This is a genomic window from Oryzomicrobium terrae (genome assembly GCF_008274805.1).
Classification (GTDB): Bacteria; Pseudomonadota; Gammaproteobacteria; order Burkholderiales; family Rhodocyclaceae; genus Oryzomicrobium; species Oryzomicrobium terrae.
This window is the reverse complement of the sequence record NZ_CP022579.1, coordinates 2,355,891-2,372,569: the sequence shown is the minus strand read 5'-3', so window position 1 is coordinate 2,372,569 and position 16,679 is coordinate 2,355,891. Positions and strand designations below refer to the sequence as shown.

Annotated in this window: 17 protein-coding genes and 1 tRNA gene; 12 read left to right on the top strand and 6 right to left on the bottom strand. The window is 68.1% G+C overall.

The genetic code is table 11. From position 1 onward, the window contains the following. Positions 1-86: 86 nt before the first annotated feature. The 8 genes from OTERR_RS10765 to OTERR_RS10735 all read left to right on the top strand — a co-directional run bounded on the left by OTERR_RS10765 (position 87) and on the right by OTERR_RS10735 (position 8,269). A tRNA-Leu gene (locus OTERR_RS10765) sits at positions 87-171 on the top strand. 565 nt (positions 172-736) lie between these two features. After that, positions 737-1,597 carry a tetratricopeptide repeat protein gene (locus tag OTERR_RS10760; RefSeq protein ID WP_149425746.1) on the top strand — a complete coding sequence of 287 codons (861 nt, stop codon included), beginning with the start codon at positions 737-739 and terminating at the stop codon, positions 1,595-1,597. A gap of 159 nt (positions 1,598-1,756) precedes the next feature. Then, the gene (locus OTERR_RS16735; RefSeq protein WP_187775221.1) at positions 1,757-1,981 is read left to right on the top strand and encodes a hypothetical protein; all 225 of its coding nucleotides are present in this window, start codon (positions 1,757-1,759) and stop codon (positions 1,979-1,981) included. Positions 1,982-2,106: 125 nt separating this feature from the next. After that, complete coding sequence (locus tag OTERR_RS10755) at positions 2,107-2,697, top strand: cysteine dioxygenase family protein (protein ID WP_149425745.1); 591 nt, start codon at positions 2,107-2,109, stop codon at positions 2,695-2,697. A gap of 8 nt (positions 2,698-2,705) precedes the next feature. Beyond that, positions 2,706-4,319, top strand: a complete 1,614-nt coding sequence (locus OTERR_RS10750) for a rhodanese-like domain-containing protein (protein WP_149425744.1) — start codon at positions 2,706-2,708, stop codon at positions 4,317-4,319. 507 nt (positions 4,320-4,826) lie between these two features. After that, positions 4,827-6,524, top strand: a complete 1,698-nt coding sequence (locus OTERR_RS10745) for a cytochrome D1 domain-containing protein (RefSeq protein ID WP_054620365.1) — start codon at positions 4,827-4,829, stop codon at positions 6,522-6,524. 147 nt (positions 6,525-6,671) lie between these two features. Continuing rightward, on the top strand, positions 6,672-7,295 hold the full coding sequence (locus tag OTERR_RS10740; RefSeq protein WP_082396610.1) for a NapC/NirT family cytochrome c: 624 nt from the start codon (positions 6,672-6,674) through the stop codon (positions 7,293-7,295). Between the two features lie 89 nt (positions 7,296-7,384). Continuing rightward, positions 7,385-8,269 (top strand): ethylbenzene dehydrogenase-related protein, encoded by an 885-nt coding sequence (locus tag OTERR_RS10735; protein ID WP_054620366.1) that lies wholly within the window; start codon positions 7,385-7,387, stop codon positions 8,267-8,269. Between the two features lie 188 nt (positions 8,270-8,457). Here OTERR_RS10735 and OTERR_RS10730 read toward each other — a convergent pair whose 3' ends face one another. The 3 genes from OTERR_RS10730 to cobA form a co-directional block, all read right to left on the bottom strand. Then, positions 8,458-9,003: a hypothetical protein gene (locus OTERR_RS10730; protein WP_149425743.1), complete on the bottom strand. Its 546-nt coding sequence runs from the start codon at positions 9,001-9,003 to the stop codon at positions 8,458-8,460. Next, positions 9,000-9,785, bottom strand: a complete 786-nt coding sequence (locus OTERR_RS10725; RefSeq protein ID WP_149425742.1) for an SDR family NAD(P)-dependent oxidoreductase — start codon at positions 9,783-9,785, stop codon at positions 9,000-9,002. Before OTERR_RS10725 ends, OTERR_RS10730 begins: the two co-directional genes overlap by 4 nt. Before the next feature lie 364 nt (positions 9,786-10,149). After that, on the bottom strand, positions 10,150-11,007 hold the full coding sequence (cobA, locus tag OTERR_RS10720; RefSeq protein WP_149425741.1) for a uroporphyrinogen-III C-methyltransferase: 858 nt from the start codon (positions 11,005-11,007) through the stop codon (positions 10,150-10,152). 338 nt (positions 11,008-11,345) lie between these two features. Here cobA and OTERR_RS10715 point away from each other — a divergent pair, with 338 nt between their 5' ends. Together OTERR_RS10715 and OTERR_RS10710 are read left to right on the top strand one after the other, a co-directional pair. Next, positions 11,346-11,744, top strand: coding sequence for a c-type cytochrome (locus OTERR_RS10715; protein WP_425466013.1), 399 nt, complete (start codon positions 11,346-11,348; stop codon positions 11,742-11,744). 108 nt (positions 11,745-11,852) lie between these two features. After that, entirely contained in the window at positions 11,853-12,245 is a 393-nt protein-coding gene (locus OTERR_RS10710; RefSeq protein ID WP_054620370.1) for a hypothetical protein, read from the top strand. Positions 12,246-12,354: 109 nt separating this feature from the next. Here the strand turns inward: OTERR_RS10710 and OTERR_RS10705 are convergent, their stop codons facing one another. From OTERR_RS10705 to OTERR_RS10695, 3 genes are all read right to left on the bottom strand, one after another. Then, positions 12,355-12,849, bottom strand: coding sequence for a copper chaperone PCu(A)C (locus OTERR_RS10705; protein ID WP_149425739.1), 495 nt, complete (start codon positions 12,847-12,849; stop codon positions 12,355-12,357). Positions 12,850-12,929: 80 nt separating this feature from the next. Continuing rightward, positions 12,930-13,613 (bottom strand): SCO family protein, encoded by a 684-nt coding sequence (locus OTERR_RS10700; RefSeq protein ID WP_246154134.1) that lies wholly within the window; start codon positions 13,611-13,613, stop codon positions 12,930-12,932. 5 nt (positions 13,614-13,618) lie between these two features. After that, positions 13,619-14,146: a hypothetical protein gene (locus OTERR_RS10695; RefSeq protein ID WP_054620372.1), complete on the bottom strand. Its 528-nt coding sequence runs from the start codon at positions 14,144-14,146 to the stop codon at positions 13,619-13,621. A 320-nt stretch (positions 14,147-14,466) separates the two neighbouring features. Between OTERR_RS10695 and OTERR_RS10690 the strand changes: the two genes are divergently transcribed. Beyond that, complete coding sequence (locus tag OTERR_RS10690) at positions 14,467-15,102, top strand: TlpA family protein disulfide reductase (protein ID WP_149425738.1); 636 nt, start codon at positions 14,467-14,469, stop codon at positions 15,100-15,102. 379 nt (positions 15,103-15,481) lie between these two features. Next, positions 15,482-16,678 (top strand): cytochrome D1 domain-containing protein, encoded by a 1,197-nt coding sequence (locus tag OTERR_RS10685; RefSeq protein WP_149426517.1) that lies wholly within the window; start codon positions 15,482-15,484, stop codon positions 16,676-16,678. Position 16,679 lies beyond the last annotated feature (1 nt).

The following is a 16,679-nucleotide window of genomic DNA, read 5'->3' as shown; positions in this document are numbered from 1 at the left end:
AGTGGCTTGCTGCCGGGGGCGGGATACTGGATAATCCGCCTCCTTGCCAAGCCCAACGGGTTATAACCGAACCGTGGGCAGCCCGTGCCGGGATGGCGGAATCGGTAGACGCAGCGGATTCAAAATCCGCCGCCGCAAGGCGTGAGGGTTCGAGTCCCTCTTCCGGCACCACAGCAAAAATCCAACTTTTGCGGCAAGTCACAGCAAACGCCCCAAACCGTTTCGGTTTCGGGCGTTTTTTGTTGCCTGGAAATGTGGCTAGGAAACGCCTGGTGCCAGAAGAACTGGGCGGCGGCCAGGAGGTGCATGGGGTATGTGCCCGCTGGCGGTGTCTTCACCCCGCTCCCCCGTCGCCGCCATATTCCGTGGCAAGCCGCCACGAGGCGTAGCGATGCCACAAAACTGGCGCCGGGCTCAGGCGAAACGCGAAGAGGGCGGAATTATAGCAGCCGGCCGTGCCGCTCCCCGGTCTCGATTCGCCCCACTCTCCTTGTGACTTGCCCTGTTCCCGCCGTGCTACCCACGCGTCACACCCCTGCTCGAAGAGCTCCTGCTGTCCTGGAAACACGGTGTTACGGATTGGTTGCCAAACGACACTTGAAGCGCTGCCCCAGCACTCCTACCTTTGCCCGGTGGGCCGGTTGGCCGGAAACGTTCGCACGGTTCGAGTGGCCTCTACCTTCCCGTCCAAGACCTGTCCCACCCGTCAGGGTTCGTGTTTTCAAGGAGCGCCGAAATGATCAGAACTGTTTTCATGGGGTTGGCGATGCTGTTTTCCGCCGCGTGCTTCAGCGGAGCCGCCCTGGCCGATGAGCCTACCCTGCACCAGGTCTACCAGACTGCCCAATCCGGCAATCTGGCCCAGGCGCAGACGATGATGCACCAGGTACTGCAGGCCCATCCGGAGAGCGGCAAAGCGCACTATGTCGAAGCCGAGCTGCTGGCCAAGCAGGGCCAGTTCCAGAAAGCTGCGGCCGAGTTGGCGACGGCGGAGCGCCTGGCGCCCGGCTTGCCGTTCGCCAAGCCCCAAGCCGTGCAGAACCTGAAAGGCCTGCTGGGGAGTTCCAATTCCGGTTCGGCCCGGACGGCGTCGCAACAGCCGTTGCCCCAGGCCTTGGCCGTACCGCCCGGCAACCAGGGGGCGTTTCCCTGGGGGCTCGCCGCCGCCGGGCTGGGACTGGTCGCCTTCATCATCCTGGCGACACGACTGATGGCCCGGCGCAACGGCATGCCGGCAGGAAACGGTTCGGGAGCAGGGCCGGGAGCCCCTTACGGCGTCCCTAACAGCCCCTATGGTGCTCCGGCGTATGGAGCGGCCGGCACGGCGGAACCGGGGCTAGGCTCCCGGGTCATGGGCGGCCTGGCCACCGGTGCGGCGGTCGGTGCTGGGGTAGTGGCTGGCGAAGCCCTGATGCATCATTTTCTCGACGGCAAGGAGGGGCATGGCACGCCCCAAGCGCCCGCCGGCAATGGCCTGGCCGACATCGGCCCCACGTTTCAGGGCACCTATTTCAACGACCTGGGCGGCACCGATTTCGGTGTGACGGATACCTCATCCTGGGACGATGGCGCCGGCAGTGACGACGACTGGAATTGACGGCAGCCCCATGCATCATGCCTCTGCCGAGGTGGCCATGGCACCCGGGGCTGCTTCGGCCTCGGGTACCTCGCCTGGTCAGACCTCACTTGGCGCCTCATGAGGGGCTCGTGCTGGATTTTGTGTGCATATCGATAGCAGAAAAACGGCATAGCCGGCATGCCCGTCCTTGCCTATAGTCGGCCGCCAGATCATTTCCGGCCCACTTGCAGGGTTTTTGCCGTATCGCGTCTGCAACGCTTCCCACACTTATCCATTACCCATTGGGGCGCCTTTATCGCCGTCGTCCAGAACTGCGCGCTGCTCGGTTGCGAGCCCTTCACCCAGAGCCCACACCTGTCTCCCCTGTCCATGGGCCGTTTTGTGAGGATGGCCGCCGCCTAGCCGCGGGAATCCGCCAATGGGGGGGCTGGGACGGGGGCGCTCCCTTCGGCTCCCCTGGACGTGGGCCGTGGATCCCGGAACGCGGATTCTTTTCCGCGCCCTGAATGTTTCATTTCAAGAACGCCATGAGCCAACCCCACCAACCCAGCCCAAGCAAGCTGCTCGCCTTCGTGCGGGACCTGTCGGCCCTGCTCCACACCAACCCGGCCGAACCGCGCATCCTGGCGGAGGGCGGACAGCTGCTCGCCCGCTTGGTGGCCCAGGACGACTGGCTGCCGGAGGCCTTTGCCGCGCCCCATCCGACCTACTACCAGCAATACCTGCTCTACGCCGATCCCTTCGACCGCTTCTCGGTGGTCAGCTTCGTCTGGGGGCCGGGGCAGAAGACCCCGGTGCACGACCACACCGTGTGGGGGCTGGTGGGTGGCCTGCGCGGCCGGGAACGGGCCACCGACTACGCGCGCCAGGCCGACGGCTCGTTCGTCGTGAGCGGTTCCAGCGTGCTGCTGCCCGGCCAGGTGACCGCCGTGTCGCCCCGCATCGGCGACGTGCACGAGGTGGCCAACGACCTGGCCGACCAGGCGTCGATCAGCATTCACGTCTATGGCGGCAACATCGGCCGCATCGACCGCCATGTCTTCGACCCGGCCAGCGGCGCGGCCAAGTCCTTCGTCTCCGGGTACGCCAGTGCCCTCGTTCCCAACCTGTGGAGCTAATGCCGCCGATGAGTATTCCGCCTGCCCTGCCCGTGCGCACCTACGCCGAAGTGCGCGCCGCCCTGCTGGAAAAGCGCGAGATCGCGCTCCTCGACGTGCGCGAGGAAGACCCCCACGCCCAGGCCCATCCCCTGTTCGCCGCCAACCTGCCCCTGGCGCGCATCGAGCTGGATGCCTACGCCAAGCTGCCGCGCCGCGACGTGGCCATAGCCGTGCTCGACGACGACGGCGCCCCGGGCGGCCTGGCCGACACCGCCGCCCGCCGCCTGATCGCGCTGGGGTATACGGACGTGGCCCTCTTTGCCGGCGGACTGGCCGGCTGGATCGCCGCCGGCGGCGAGGTGTTCCGCGACGTGAACGTGCCGAGCAAGGCCTTCGGCGAGCTGGTAGAGGCGAAGCGCCATACCCCGTCCCTAGCCGCCGAGGAGGTCCAGGCTCTGATCGACACCGGGGCCGACGTGGTGATCGTGGACGCCCGCCGCTTCGACGAGTACCAGACCATGAGCATCCCCACCGCCACCAGCGTGCCCGGCGCCGAGCTGGTGCTGCGGGTGCCCACCCTGGCGCCCCGGCCCGAGACCCGAGTGATCGTCAATTGTGCCGGCCGCACCCGCAGCATCATCGGCACCCAGTCCCTGGTGAATGCCGGCATTCCCAATCCGGTGGCCGCCCTGCGCAACGGTACCATCGGCTGGACCCTGGCTGGCCAAGCCCTCGATAAGGGCCAGGGGCGGCGCTTCCCCCCCGTGTCCGACGCCGCCCGGGACGAGGCCGCTGCCCGGGCCCGCCGGGTGGCCGACCGGGCCGGCGTGGCCCGCGCCACCCTGGCCGACCTGGAGCGCTGGCGCGGCGAGGCCGGCCGCACCACCTACCTGTTCGACGTGCGCACCCCGGAGGAATACGCCGCCGGCCATCTGCCGGGCTTCCGCTCCACCCCCGGCGGCCAGCTGGTTCAGGAGACCGAGATGGTCGCCCCGGTGCGCGGCGCCCGCCTAGTGTTGGTGGACGACGACGGCGCCCGGGCCAACATGAGCGCCTCCTGGCTGGCCCAGATGGGCTGGGAGGTGGCGGTGCTCGATGATGTTCCGGCCGACGCTTTCGGCGCACGCGGCCCCTGGCAGGCACCCCTGCCGGCCCTGCCCGAGATTGCCGCCGTGACGCCGGCGACCCTAGCCGACTGGCTCGCCACCCCGGCCAAGGCGCTGGTGGTGGATGTGTCGCCCGGCATCGCCTATCGCCGTGCCCATATTCCCGGCGCCTGGTTTGTCCTGCGTTCCGCTCTGGCCGCCGCCGTGGCCACGCTGCCGTCGGCCAGTCGCTACGTGGTGGCCGGCGACGGCAGTCAGGACGATGGCTTGGCACGACTGGCGGCGGCGGAGCTGGCGCCCCTGGTATCTGGCGAGGTGGTGGTGCTGCAAGGTGGCACCCCGGCCTGGATCACCGCTGATCAGCCGACGGCGACTGGTGAGGAGCACCTGGCTTCGCCACCCATCGACCGCTACCGACGCCCCTACGAGGGCACCGACAATCCCCGGGAAGCGATGCAGGGCTATCTCGATTGGGAATTCGGTCTGGTGGCCCAGTTGGAGCGGGACGGCACCCACGGGTTTTTCGTGATCTGACCGTTATCTGACCTATCGGTAAAACCCGCCGGGTTCCCCGATTTTGCAGCCCGGGAGCGTTCTTCACACCCCCATCGTTTCGGCCGTTTTTGATCGGCCATTAATGACGTTAATTTATTCGTTTGTCATTAACCATTGCCGCTGTAAGGCTTTGTCCTGCTTGGGGATTTTTAAGTTTTGTCAAAGTCTCCCCGTTGGCGGAAAGGGTACCTTCCTTTCCGCGGTGGATATGAATCCGGCAAGGTGCAACTCCCAGGTAATAGGGGTCGGGAGTCCTTGAGCCGGTCGTTCCGAAGGGGAGGTTTCGGAGCCGTCGCCACAACAGGTCAGGTTGCACGTCGATCGGCGCAGCGATTCGCCCCCTAGGGGGCGTTTCCAGGCGCGTGGCAGCGACACTCTCTTGGCATGCCCGTGGACCTCCACGGGTAGCCGACTCTCCGCGGGGCCGGTCCCGTGCGCCTTGGCGCCGGTCTGGTTCGTGTCCCCCTTTTACGGAGAGTGAGAACCATGACCAAGAAGACCATTAGCACGCGACGCTGGGCAATCGGGGGAGCCTTCGCCCTGGCCGCACTTCCCTTCGCCGTAGGCAACGCCTTTGCCCAGGCCTCCGGTTCCGCCGGCCCTGAACTGACGGCAGCCGAGAAGGAACAGGCCAAGAAGATCTACTTCGAGCGCTGCGCCGGCTGCCACGGCGTGCTGCGCAAGGGCGCCACCGGCAAGAACCTGGAGCCGCACTGGACCAAGAAACTGCCCGACGGCTCCACTCAGGAAGGGGGCACCACCAAGCTCGGCACCGGCCGTCTGGAGAAGATCATCTCCTACGGTACCGAAGGCGGCATGGTGAACTTCGACGACATCCTGTCCAAGGATGAGATCAACCTGATGGCCCGCTACATCCAGACGCCTCCGGACGTGCCGCCGGAGTTCTCCATGAAGGACATGGAGGCAACCTGGAAGCTGATCGTTCCGGTGGATCAGCGGCCCAAGAAGCAGATGAACAAGCTGAATCTGCAGAAGATCATGTCGGTCACCCTGCGCGATACCGGCGAGGTGGCGCTGATCGACGGCGATACCAAGGAAATCAGCAGCATCGTCAAGACCGGCTACGCGGTGCACATCTCCCGCGTTTCCGCCTCCGGCCGCTACGTGTACGTGATCGGCCGCGATGGCCGCCTGTCCCTGATCGACCTGTGGATGGAGAAGCCGGCGGTGGTGGCCGAGGTCAAGGTGGCCTACGACGCCCGTTCGGTGGATACCTCCAAGTTCAAAGGCTTCGAGGACAAGTACGCCATCGCCGGCGGCTACTGGCCGCCCCAGTACGCCATCATGGACGGCGCCACCCTCAAGCCGATCAAGATCGTCAGCACCCGCGGCATGACCGTGGACGGCGAGTACCACCCGGAACCCCGCGTGGCCTCCATCGTCGCCTCCATGACCAAGCCCGAGTGGGTGGTGAACATCAAGGAGACCGGCCAGATCAAGCTGGTGGATTATTCCGACATCAACAACCTCAAGGAAACCACCATCGAGTCCGCCAAGTTCCTGCACGACGGCGGCTGGGATGCGTCCAAGCGCTACTTCCTGGTGGCCGCCAACGCCTCCAACAAGGTGGCGGTGGTCGATACCAAGGAAGGCAAGCTGGCGGCCCTGGTGCCCACGGCCAAGATCCCCCACCCGGGTCGCGGCGCCAACTTCGTCCATCCCCAGTTCGGTCCGGTGTGGGCCACCGGCCACCTGGGCGCCGACGTGATCTCCCTGATCGGCACCGACCCGGCCAAGCACAAGGCCAACGCCTGGAAGGTGGTGCAGGAGGTCAAGAACACCGGCTCCGGCAACCTGTTCGTCAAGACCCATCCCAAGTCCAAGCACCTGTGGGCCGACGCGCCGCAGAACCCGGAACGGGAAGTGGCCGAGTCGGTGGCGGTGTGGAACATCAGCGACCTGTCCAAGCCGACCAAGATCCTCAACGTGGCCAAGGACTCCGGCCTGCCGGAAACCAAGGCCATCCGCCGCGCCGTGCATCCGGAATACAGCGCCGACGGCACCGAGGTGTGGATCTCCCTGTGGGGTGGCAAGACCGACCAGTCGGCCATCGTGGTGTATGACGACAAGACCTTGACCGTGAAGAAGGTGATCACCGATCCGAAGATGATCACCCCCACCGGCAAGTTCAACATCCTCAACACCCAGCACGACGTGTACTAAGCCTGCCATGCACCGGGCGGCGTTCCCCGTGAGGGGACGCCCTCCGGTGCGGGTGAACGGTACCGACCGGCGGCGGGTCCGTCCCGCCGCCACCTTTCCAGTTCCGATCCGTCGGGTTACGGCCCGGCGGGCACAGGTGGGACCACCATGTCCGAACACACTCCCGACCAATCTCCGGCCCCCCGGGAGGGCCTTTTCCGCCGCTTGTGCGGCTGTCTCTGCAAACCCAGCACCAAGTATTCGGTGCTTGCCCTGCTCTCGGTAGGCATCGTCTCCGGGATCATTCTCTGGGGCGGCTTCAATACCGCCATGGAGGCGACTAACAAGCTGGAGTTCTGCATCTCGTGCCACGAGATGAAGGACAACGTCTATCAGGAATACAAGCAGACCATCCACTACACCAACCGCACCGGCGTGCGGGCGACCTGCCCGGATTGCCACGTGCCCAAGGAGTGGACCTACAAGGTGCTGCGCAAGATCCAGGCTTCCAAAGAGGTGTACGGCAAGCTGGTGGGCACCATCGACACCAAGGAAAAGTTCGAGGCCAAGCGCTTGGAACTGGCCCGCCACGAGTGGGAACGCATGAAGAAGAGCGATTCCCGCGAGTGCCGCAACTGCCACAGCTTCCAGGGCATGAACGCCGATTCCCAGAAGCAGCGGGCGCGTAAGCAGCACGAACTGGCCCAGCAGGATGGCGGTACCTGCATCGACTGCCACAAGGGCATCGCCCACCACAAACCCAAGGACATGACCGACGAGGACGACGAGTGAGCGGCGCCGGGCGGCCGCGCCGCCCGGGCCCTTCGTCCGCGCCATCGCGCCCTTTTCACCCGACCCGCTTTCGTCACAGGAGAATCCCCATGACCACCGCTCTGACCTCGCTCAGCAAGCTCACTCTGGCCGCCGCCTGCGGCCTGGCCTTCGCCGCCGGCAACGCCAACGCCGCCGCTCCCGACTGGAGCAAGGTGCCGGCCAAGAAAATCACCGTCTTCTACCCCGGCGCTTCACCCCTCGAATGGATCATGAAGGGCAGCGAGCACGGCGGCGCCAAGGGCATCAAGAAGGGCGAGCAGTGCATCGGCTGCCACGAGGAGGAAGTGGCCGACATCGGCAAGAAGATCGCCTCCGGCGCCCGCAACGAGCCCCGCCCGATCAAGGGCAAGGCCGGCTCGATCCCGGTCCAGGTGCAGGCCGCCCACGACGGCGCCAACCTCTACCTGCGCTTCACCTGGAAGCAGCCCGCCGGCGGCGGCGAGAAGATGGACAAGGACAACCCGGTCAAGCTGGCCTTCATGCTCGAAGACCACAAGGTCGATCTGGCCGACCAGGGCGGTTGCTGGGCCACCTGCCACAACGACGCGCGCACCATGCCCGACGGCAAGGACGACAAGAAGACCAAGTACGTCAAGGACGGCAACCTGGCGTCCGGCAAGTACTACGACCTGATCCAGTGGACCTCCAAGGGCAAGAGCCACGACGGCTACGTGGCCGACAAGCGGGTCATGGAAGGCGGCAAGGGCCTGGTCGAGGCCAAGGGCGAGCAGAAGGGCGACACCTGGACGGTGACCTTCACCCGCAAACTGGCCCCGGGCGGCGAGGGCGACGTGACCCTGGCCCCGGGCAAGGCCTACAACTTCGGCTTCGCCATCCACGACGACTACACCGTGGGCCGCTTCCACCAGGTCAGCTTCGGCTACACCCTGGGGATCGACACCAAGGGCGATATCGTCGCCGCCAAGCAGTAAGCGGCGTAGTGCGCGGCCGCGCACCGGCGGCGGCCGCTGCCCGCCCCGTGGAATCCCGCGCCAGTCGCGGAGTTCCACGGGGTTTCTTTTTGTGCGCCAGGCAGTTGGCGTTGTGGCCGGCGATTCCGGCACGCCGGGCCGTCCCGCCGGCTGGCAGGCGGGGTTGCCCGGATCGGCCGGGGAATCCCCTAGCGGGGCCTGTGGCCGGCTTGGCCCGTATTCCCCCGGGTAGCGGCCAGCCGGGCGGCCGCCAGGACGCGCCACGGGGCGCTGCCGTAGCCGCCCGCCACGTCCCGCTCCAGGGCGCTCCAGGCCGGATCGTCCGGGTCCAGGCCCAAGGCGGCGATGAACGGGGTTTCCACCACTACGAATTGCCGGCCGTAGGGCAGCAGGTAGCGGCCTGGTGCCGCCGCCAGCGCCAGGCGGGCCTCGGCCAGGCTGGTGCACCAGTGGTTGAGCAGGGCGGCGCAGGCCGGGGCGTACCAGAACCGCCCCATGTCGCTGCCTGGACGGGCGTTGCCGGCCAGGACGGTGCGGGCGTGGTCCCAGTGGGTAAAGCCGGCCTCCACCGCCACCAGGTTCAGGCAGCGGGACAGGGAGCAGCCTTCGCCAGTCGGCCAGCGCCGCTGCCGGGCCGTGGCCTCGGCCCGCGCCAGGGCAGCTGGCTCCCGCGCCGCCAGGGCCTTGCGCAACAGGCGGGCGCGCACCTTCAACTCCTCGACGGGGGCGGTCATCGCGCGGCTCCAAAGGCCAGGGTCGGGTGGCCGCCATCGAGTACGCCGTACTGGCGCTGTTCAACGCCGGCGCGGGTGTCCGGATGAGGCAACCAGTAAAACGGCGGGGGAGGCTCTGCCGCCAGGTCGTCGAGTACCCGCCGGGCGAAGTCCCGGGCAGGCTCGGCGCGGCGCAGGGCGTCGTCCAGGTAGCGGGTGAGGGGCGTATCCGCCAGGGCGGCTCCGTGGCGCAGCCGGGCGTTGTCCAGGATGCCGCTCTGCACCAGGCCCGGGCACAGGGCGTGCAGCGTCACGCCGGAATCCCGGGTTTCATAGTAGAGGCCTTCCAGCAGGCTGAGCAGGGCCGCCTTGGTGGTGCGGTACAGGGGCGCCCCGGGGTAGGCGAGCAAGGCCGCCGCCGATACGGTGACGATAGCGCTGCCTCCGGCCGCCTCCAGATGGGGCCACCAGCTGCGCAGGGTGTGAAGCGGCCCCAGGGTGTTGACCGCCCAGGCGTGCTGCCAGTCCTGGGCGCTGGCGCCAAAAACCGAGCCGGGCGCGGCGATGCCGGCGTTGGCGAAGAGGTAGGCGAGGGGGCGGCGGGCAAAGGCGGCGGCAATGCGCTGCATTGCGGCGGCGTCGCTGACGTCGGCCTGGAGGGCGGTGATGCGGGGGGCGTCGCGGAACGGCGGTGGCGCCCAGTCGATGGCGATGACATCGTTGCCGCGGGCGGCGAGTTCCTGGCTGAGGGCGAAACCGATGCCGGAGGCGGCGCCGGTGACGACGGCGAGTGACGTGGTCATGTGAACGGTCCTATTCGCTATTCGGCGTCCCGCTGCGCCAGGCGAATCGGTGGGTCACATCCACGATGCGATGAGAAGGGTGAGGGCCTCTTGTGCGGGAGGGCGCCCCTTCGCGCCCCTGAGGGGGCGGATTCTAGCGGCATGGCCGTGGGCGGGGCAAGAACCGCCGAACCCCGCGCCGGACGGGCATCTCCACGATGCCGCTTCGGAAAGCAAAGCCTGGTGCGGATCTTCAGGGAGATGGCCTGAAACACCGCGTCAGTCGGGCGTCTTCAGCGTATTAGTCCGGAAGGCCGCGCCAATATTGACTCTGCAAGGGTGCTGCCCCCGAAGCCGCGCCAGTGCTCGGTTTCGGGGGAGGGGGTCAGGCGGTGGCGTGTTGCGCCGCGGCCAGGGGGGCGGCGTGGTGGCCGTTCTCTTGCGTCGGGGCCCGGTCGTCGCACGGGTCGAACCAGGTGCAGCATTGCCGCAGGTTGATCACCCCGCCCACCACCAGCAGGGCCGGCGGCTTGACGTGGTCGAGACGGATGCGCTCGGGCAGGGTCGCCAGGGTGGCGGCCACCACCCGCTGGCGCACCGTGGTGCCCTTTTCGATGGCGGCGGCCGGGGTGTCGGCGGGCAGGCCGTGGGCGATCAGTTGGCGGCAGATTTCCTTGGCCGCCGCCACCCCCATGTAGAACACCACGGTCTGGCGCGGCCGGGCCAGGGCGGTCCAGTCCAGATCCACCGTGTTGTCCTTGAGGTGGCCGGTGGCGAACACCAGGGTCTGGGCATGCTCCCGGTGGGTGAGGGGAAAGCCCCCGTAGGCGGCGCAGCCGGCGGCGGCGGTGATGCCCGGCACCACCTCGAAGGGGATGCCGTGGCGGGCCAGGACTTCGATCTCCTCGCCGCCCCGGCCGAAGATGAACGGGTCGCCGCCCTTCAGGCGCACCACCCGCAGCCCTTCCTGGGCCAGCTTCACCAGCAGGTGGTTGATGTCATCCTGGGGAAGGGAATGGTTGGCCGATTCCTTGCCGACGAACACCCGGCGGACGGTGGCCGGGGCCATGTCGAGGATGGACTCGCCGATCAGATGATCGTAGACCAGCACGTCGGCGGCGCCGATCAGGCGGGCTGCGCGCAGGGTCAGCAGCTCCGGATCGCCGGGGCCGGCCCCCACAAGGTAGACCTTGCCGGGCTCGATGGCGCGGCGGGTATTGGGGTCATTGGGCAGGAGCTTCATTCAATGGACTCTCTCTCGGGCGTCAAAGCATACGTCGGGAGGCAGGGAACAACAACACGAAACCGCTGCGCCGGTGCCCGCGCAACCCTCGGCGGGCCGACGCGGACGTCATGGCCGGAGTTTGCCCGGATGGCCCCGTCCCTCCTTGATTCGGGTCAAGGAGGCTCGGCGCCGCCACGATCAGAGTAGGGTTATGGCCGGATGTGCTCGTCGCTCCGCGTAGGCGGCGGGTGTCGCACCGGGATTCTACCGGGCTGTCATCCGCTTCGATCCCCGTTTTCCCTGCTTGTTCTGCTAGCGTTATGCCCATCCCGCCCTTTTTTCCGGAGCCAAATGCCGTGACCGAGGCGATCGCCGTTTTTTCCCGCCCCAGCGCCCCCCGGCGGCTGGCGGCGGCCCTGTTGCTGACCGGTCTGTGCGCCGCTTTGCTGGCCGCGCCACCTGCCCGGGCCGCCGCCGAGGCGGGGGTAAGCCCCGCCCCGGCGCGCCGCGCCGAAATCATCCGCATGGTCCGCCAGGATTGCGGCTCCTGCCACGGCATGACCTTCAAGGGCGGCCTGGGGCCGGCCCTGACCCCGGAGGCCCTGGCCGGCAAGCCGATGGAATCTTTGGCCGCCACCGTGTTCTATGGACGTAAGGGGACGCCGATGCCGCCCTGGAGCAGCATGTTGAGCGAGGCGGAGGCGACCTGGGTGGTGCAGCAGCTGATGCGCGGATTTCCCGACTCAGGCAACTAGATCGCGGCCGACGGCGCAAGCCGGCGCGTCGCTGTCCCGTCGTTGATTTTTTTCGGGGCGGTCCGGCAGGGCGGTTGCACGGGAGCAACCTCCACCCGGAGAAAGCCCATGAACCTGGACGATATCCGCCGCGGCATCGAACGCCGCTTCGATTGCCGTTGCCGCATCACCGCCACGCCGATCCGCTCCTACCCGGGCCACTCCCTGGTCTCGGTGGTGTTCGACACGGTGATCCTGCCCCGCACCTGGGAAGCTTTCCTGCACATGGCCGACGAACTTTCCGGGGCCATCGTCGACTACCTGCGCAACGAAATCGGCCTGTCCGACGGGGTCGAGATCGACGTGGACCACGCCGCCCGCTTCGCCCATCTGTCGCTCCTGCCGGTAGGCATGGGCGAGGTGGTGCCGGTGCCCGACGCCCCGGAGTACTTCGAGCGCACCCATCAACTGGCCATCTTCCACCGGGGAAAGCACACTGGCTGGCGTGCCCGTATGCCCTGAGGCACGGTGTTGCCGCCTGGCCGCCAACGTGCCAAGTTACCGTCGCCGTACCAAACAAAACGCCCTGCCGGATTGGCAGGGCGTTTTGTTTGGGGCGGGGCTGTGCGGGTCAGTGCTTCATATGGCCGTGGTCGCTCATCGGTGCCATCGGTGCGGCCGGGGCCGGGCGTTGCACTGGAGCCTCCACCTTGAGGGTCGAACCGTCGTCGAACTTGAGGGTGACCGGCACCTGGTCGCCTTCTTTCACCGGTTGCTTCAGATCGATCAGCATGATGTGGTAGCTGCCCGGCTTGAGGGCGGCTTCACCGCCGGCCTTGACCTCGATTTCCTTGACCGGGCGCATCTTCATCACGCCGTTGTCGTTGATGTGGTTGTGCAGTTCGACACTGGCAGCCACGGGGCTTTCCGCCGCCACCAGCTTGCGGTCGGTACTGCCGGCGTTCTTGATGGTCATGAAGGCGCCGGTGACCTTTTGCGTCGGCGGCACGGCGCGCACGAAGGGGGCGCTGACGGACAGGCCGGCCGCATCGGCGGCGAAGGCGGCGGGGGACGCGGCGCTCAGGGCGGTCAGGCCGGAAGCGAGCAGGGTGAGCAGCAGACGCATGGGGCAATCCTCACAAGGTGAACGGCGAAAGAATCAGCAGGGGTAAGCGGGGATAAACGGGACGATGCGGGGTGGGCGGCTCACGAGGCCGCCGGGATCAGCCGGCGCAAGGCGGCGGCCACCGCGTCGGGCGGGGTGCCATGGGGCAGTTGGGCGGCGAGCTTGCCGTCGGACCCGATCAGGTACAGCACCGAGGTGTGGTCCACGCTGTAGCCGGCATCCTCGCTGCGCCCATTGCCTGGCGCTGGCGCCGCGGCGGGGGCGGCCGGCTTCTGCACGGCGTAATACACGCCATAGCGCTTGGCCACCTCGGCGATGGCTTCGGGGCTGCCGGTCAGTCCGCGCAGGCGGGGGTGGAAGAAGCGGCTGTAGGACTTGAGCTGTTCCGGCGTGTCCCGGGCCGGGTCCACCGAAATGAACAGGGGCTGCACCCGGGCCTGTTCGGCCGGGGTCAGGGATTCCAGGGCGGCGCCCAGGGTAGCCAGGGAGGTGGGGCAGACGTCCGGACAGAAGGTGTAGCCGAAATACACCACCACCACCTGGCCCCGGTAATCGGCCAGGCGCACCGGGCCGTCGGCGGATTGCAGGGTGAAATCGAGATTTCGGCCATCGCCCGGCGGGCTACCCCGGTCGGGCCGGCCGGGTTGCCACGCGACCAGGGCGGCGATCACTGCCACCAGCAGCACCAGGGTGGCGATCATTACCCGGCGGGCGGCGGGATCGTGGGCGGTATTGTGGGCGGGTTCGGGCGTCGGTGCGGTCATGGCGGTCAGTGGCCGTTGGCGGCGGTGCCGCCGGTGGCGAAGCGGAAGGGCACAGCCACGGTGCGGCCGGACTGGCGCAGGTTGGCCGTGGCGCGCCAGGTCATGGGGCCGGTGACGCACACCGGGATGGTGGCCGGGCCGCGGAAGACGGTGGTGCCGGCGAGGGCCGCGGCACCCGCCGGGGCGGCGGCAAGAGGCGCCGGGTTATAGCCCATTTCCATTTCCGCACCGGTGAATACCACGGTCACGTCATCCGCTGCGGCGCCGGCCAGGGTGGCGGTCAGTTGCATCGGTTGGCCCGGCTGCAGGTCGCCGCCGGCATCGGCGCGGGCTTCCAGGGTCAGGGTGCCGCCGCCGGGCAGCTCGGCGCGGCAGGCCTCGCGGCCCAGGGCGCACTCCTGGTCGGGCAGGGCCACGTCGGGCTGTTGCAGCAGCAGGGGAGCGAAGCGCCAGGCGGCCACCCCCAGGGCGACCACGGCAGCGAAGATCACCAGGTCGGTCAGGCCGGAGGAGCGGGGCAGGATGCGGATCATGAGGGCAGACGAGGTTAGGGCGACCGGCGCAAGCAACGGTACGGAAACTGGATGCGGGGCCAACGGCGCGGTAGCGGGGCGGCAGATGCAGCTGGTGCAGCCCAGTGCACACCGTGTCGCAAAGTGTACGGACGGCGGGGGGCGGTGTCACCCGTTTCCCCGGGTTTGCCGCTGCGGCCGATTGTCGCACCGCCCCGGCCCGCAGCCGTTTGCCGCGGATCAAAAACCCGGCGCGGGAGGGACCGGCGGCCCGGGGCGGCCCTCGTGGCCGCGCCCCATCCCGGGTATGCTTGCCCCCATCGTTTCCGGAGTCTGCGTCGATGCTTGAAATGCCCCTGGCCAGCCGTCCTGCGGCCGATTCTTCCCCAGCCTGTTCCACCTATCCCACCGATTTCGCCGGTTCCATGGCCCTGACTTCGCCGATGCGCCGCCGTCTGCTCGTCGCCCTGGGGGGCGTGAGCGTGCCAGCCTTGTGCGGCGTGTCGGCCCTGGCCCTGTTCGGCTCTGCCGAGGCCCAGGCCGCCACCCTGGACAAGGCGGCCCTGGACGACTTGTTCAGCACCCCGGTGACCGGCCTCGACGGCAAGCCCGCTACCCTGGCGGCCTACCGGGGCAAGCGCCTATTGGTGAATTTCTGGGCCACCTGGTGCGCTCCCTGCCGGCGCGAGATGCCGGAGCTGACGGCCCTGGCCTCCGCCCGCAAGGATCTGACCGTGGTCGGCGTGGCGGTGGAGGAGGAGCTCAAGGGGGTGAACACCTTCCTCAAGTCCATGGGCGTCTCCTATTCCAACGTGCTGATCCCGCCCATGGCCGGGCTGGGCTTGATGCGCCGCCTCGGCAACAGCGTCGGGGGGCTGCCCTATTCGATCATGATCGAGGCCAACGGCAATCCGCTGCTGGCCAAGGTCGGCGCCGTGACCCGGGACGAGATCGAAGCCAAGCTGCCCCGCGGCTGATCGCCGGATCGCTGATCGGTTTGGCCGTGGTGACTGAAGTGCAGGTTGCCACCCCAGCAAGGTCTCGCCAGCGGCATCCGCCGTGCCCGGCGGGTGACTGGTAACATGGCCAAAGTCCGCGCCTGGCGCGGGGTTTGACCGGTATCAAGCCCGCTCGCCGATCCCTTTGCGTCGGGGTGGGGCTTTGCCGACAATGCCCCCCAGACCGGGATTGTCACCGGCGCGCCGATTTGTACGATTGCACGATCTGGTACCCGCCGCGCGGGGGCCAGCCACCATACTGAGGGAGGCATCGATGAAGGGGATCTGCCTGTATCCGGGTAGCCGGAAAATCGCGCGGCAGGGTGCCGCCGGACCATTCACCACCTGGGCCATCCGGATGCGCCGGACCGGCCAGGCCGCGCTGCTGGCGGCGCTGGCCGCCGGCTTGGCCGCCTGCGCCGCCCCCGGGCAGCCCCTGCGCGGTACCGGCGACCTGGGATTGGTGGTGGAGCGGGCCTCGGGCCAGCTGACCCTGGTGGACACCACCGCCCGGGCCCCCTACGCCCAGGTGGCCGGCCTGGGCGACCTGTCCCACGCCTCCGCCGTCTATTCCCGGGATGGGCGCTACGCCTACATCTTCGGCCGCGACGGTGGCCTGACCAAGGTGGATCTGCTCACCGCCGGCATCGCCAAGCGCGTCATCCAGGGCGGCAACTCCATCGGCGGCGCCGTTTCCCAGGATGGCACCCTGGTGGCCGCGGCCAACTACGAGCCGGGCGGGGTCAAGGTGTTCGACGCCAAGACCCTGGAACTGGTGGCCGACCTGCCCGCCGAGTACACCGCCGCCGACGGCAGCAAGAAATTCTCTCGGGTGGTGGGCATCGCCGACCTGCCCGGGCGGCGCTTCATCTATTCGTTGTTCGACGCCGATGCCATCTGGATCGCCGATCTGTCCGACGTGAAGGCGCCCAAGGTCACCAAGATCGGCAAGATCGGCCACCAGCCCTACGACGCCCTGATCACCCCGGACGGCCGCTACTACCTGGCCGGCCTGTTCGGCGAGGACGGTATCGCCAAACTCGACCTGTGGCAGCCGGACAAGGGCGTGGAGCGGGTGCTGGCCCACTACGGCCGGGGCGAGGAAAAGCTGCCGGTGTTCAAAATGCCCCACCTGCGCGGCTGGGCCGTGGCCGGCAACCGGGCCTACCTGCCCGCCATCGGCCGCCACGAGGTGCTGGTGGTGGACCTCACCACCTGGAAGGAAGTGGGCCGCATCCCGGTGGCCGGCCAGCCGGTATTCGTCATGGCCCGGCCCGACGGGCGCCAGGTGTGGGTGAACTTCGCCGTGCCCGACTACAGCCGGGTCCAGGTGATCGATACCCTGACCAACACCATCGCCAAGACCCTGGAGCCGGGCAAGGCCGTGCTGCACCTGGAATTCACCCCCCGGGGTGAGCAGGTGTGGATCTCGGCCCGGGACGACGACAAGGTGGTGGTCTACGACACTGCCACCTTCGCTCCGGTGGCCACCCTGGCGGCCAAGTCGCCCTCCGGCATCTTCTTCACCAGCCGGGCCAACCGGCTGGGCTTCTGAG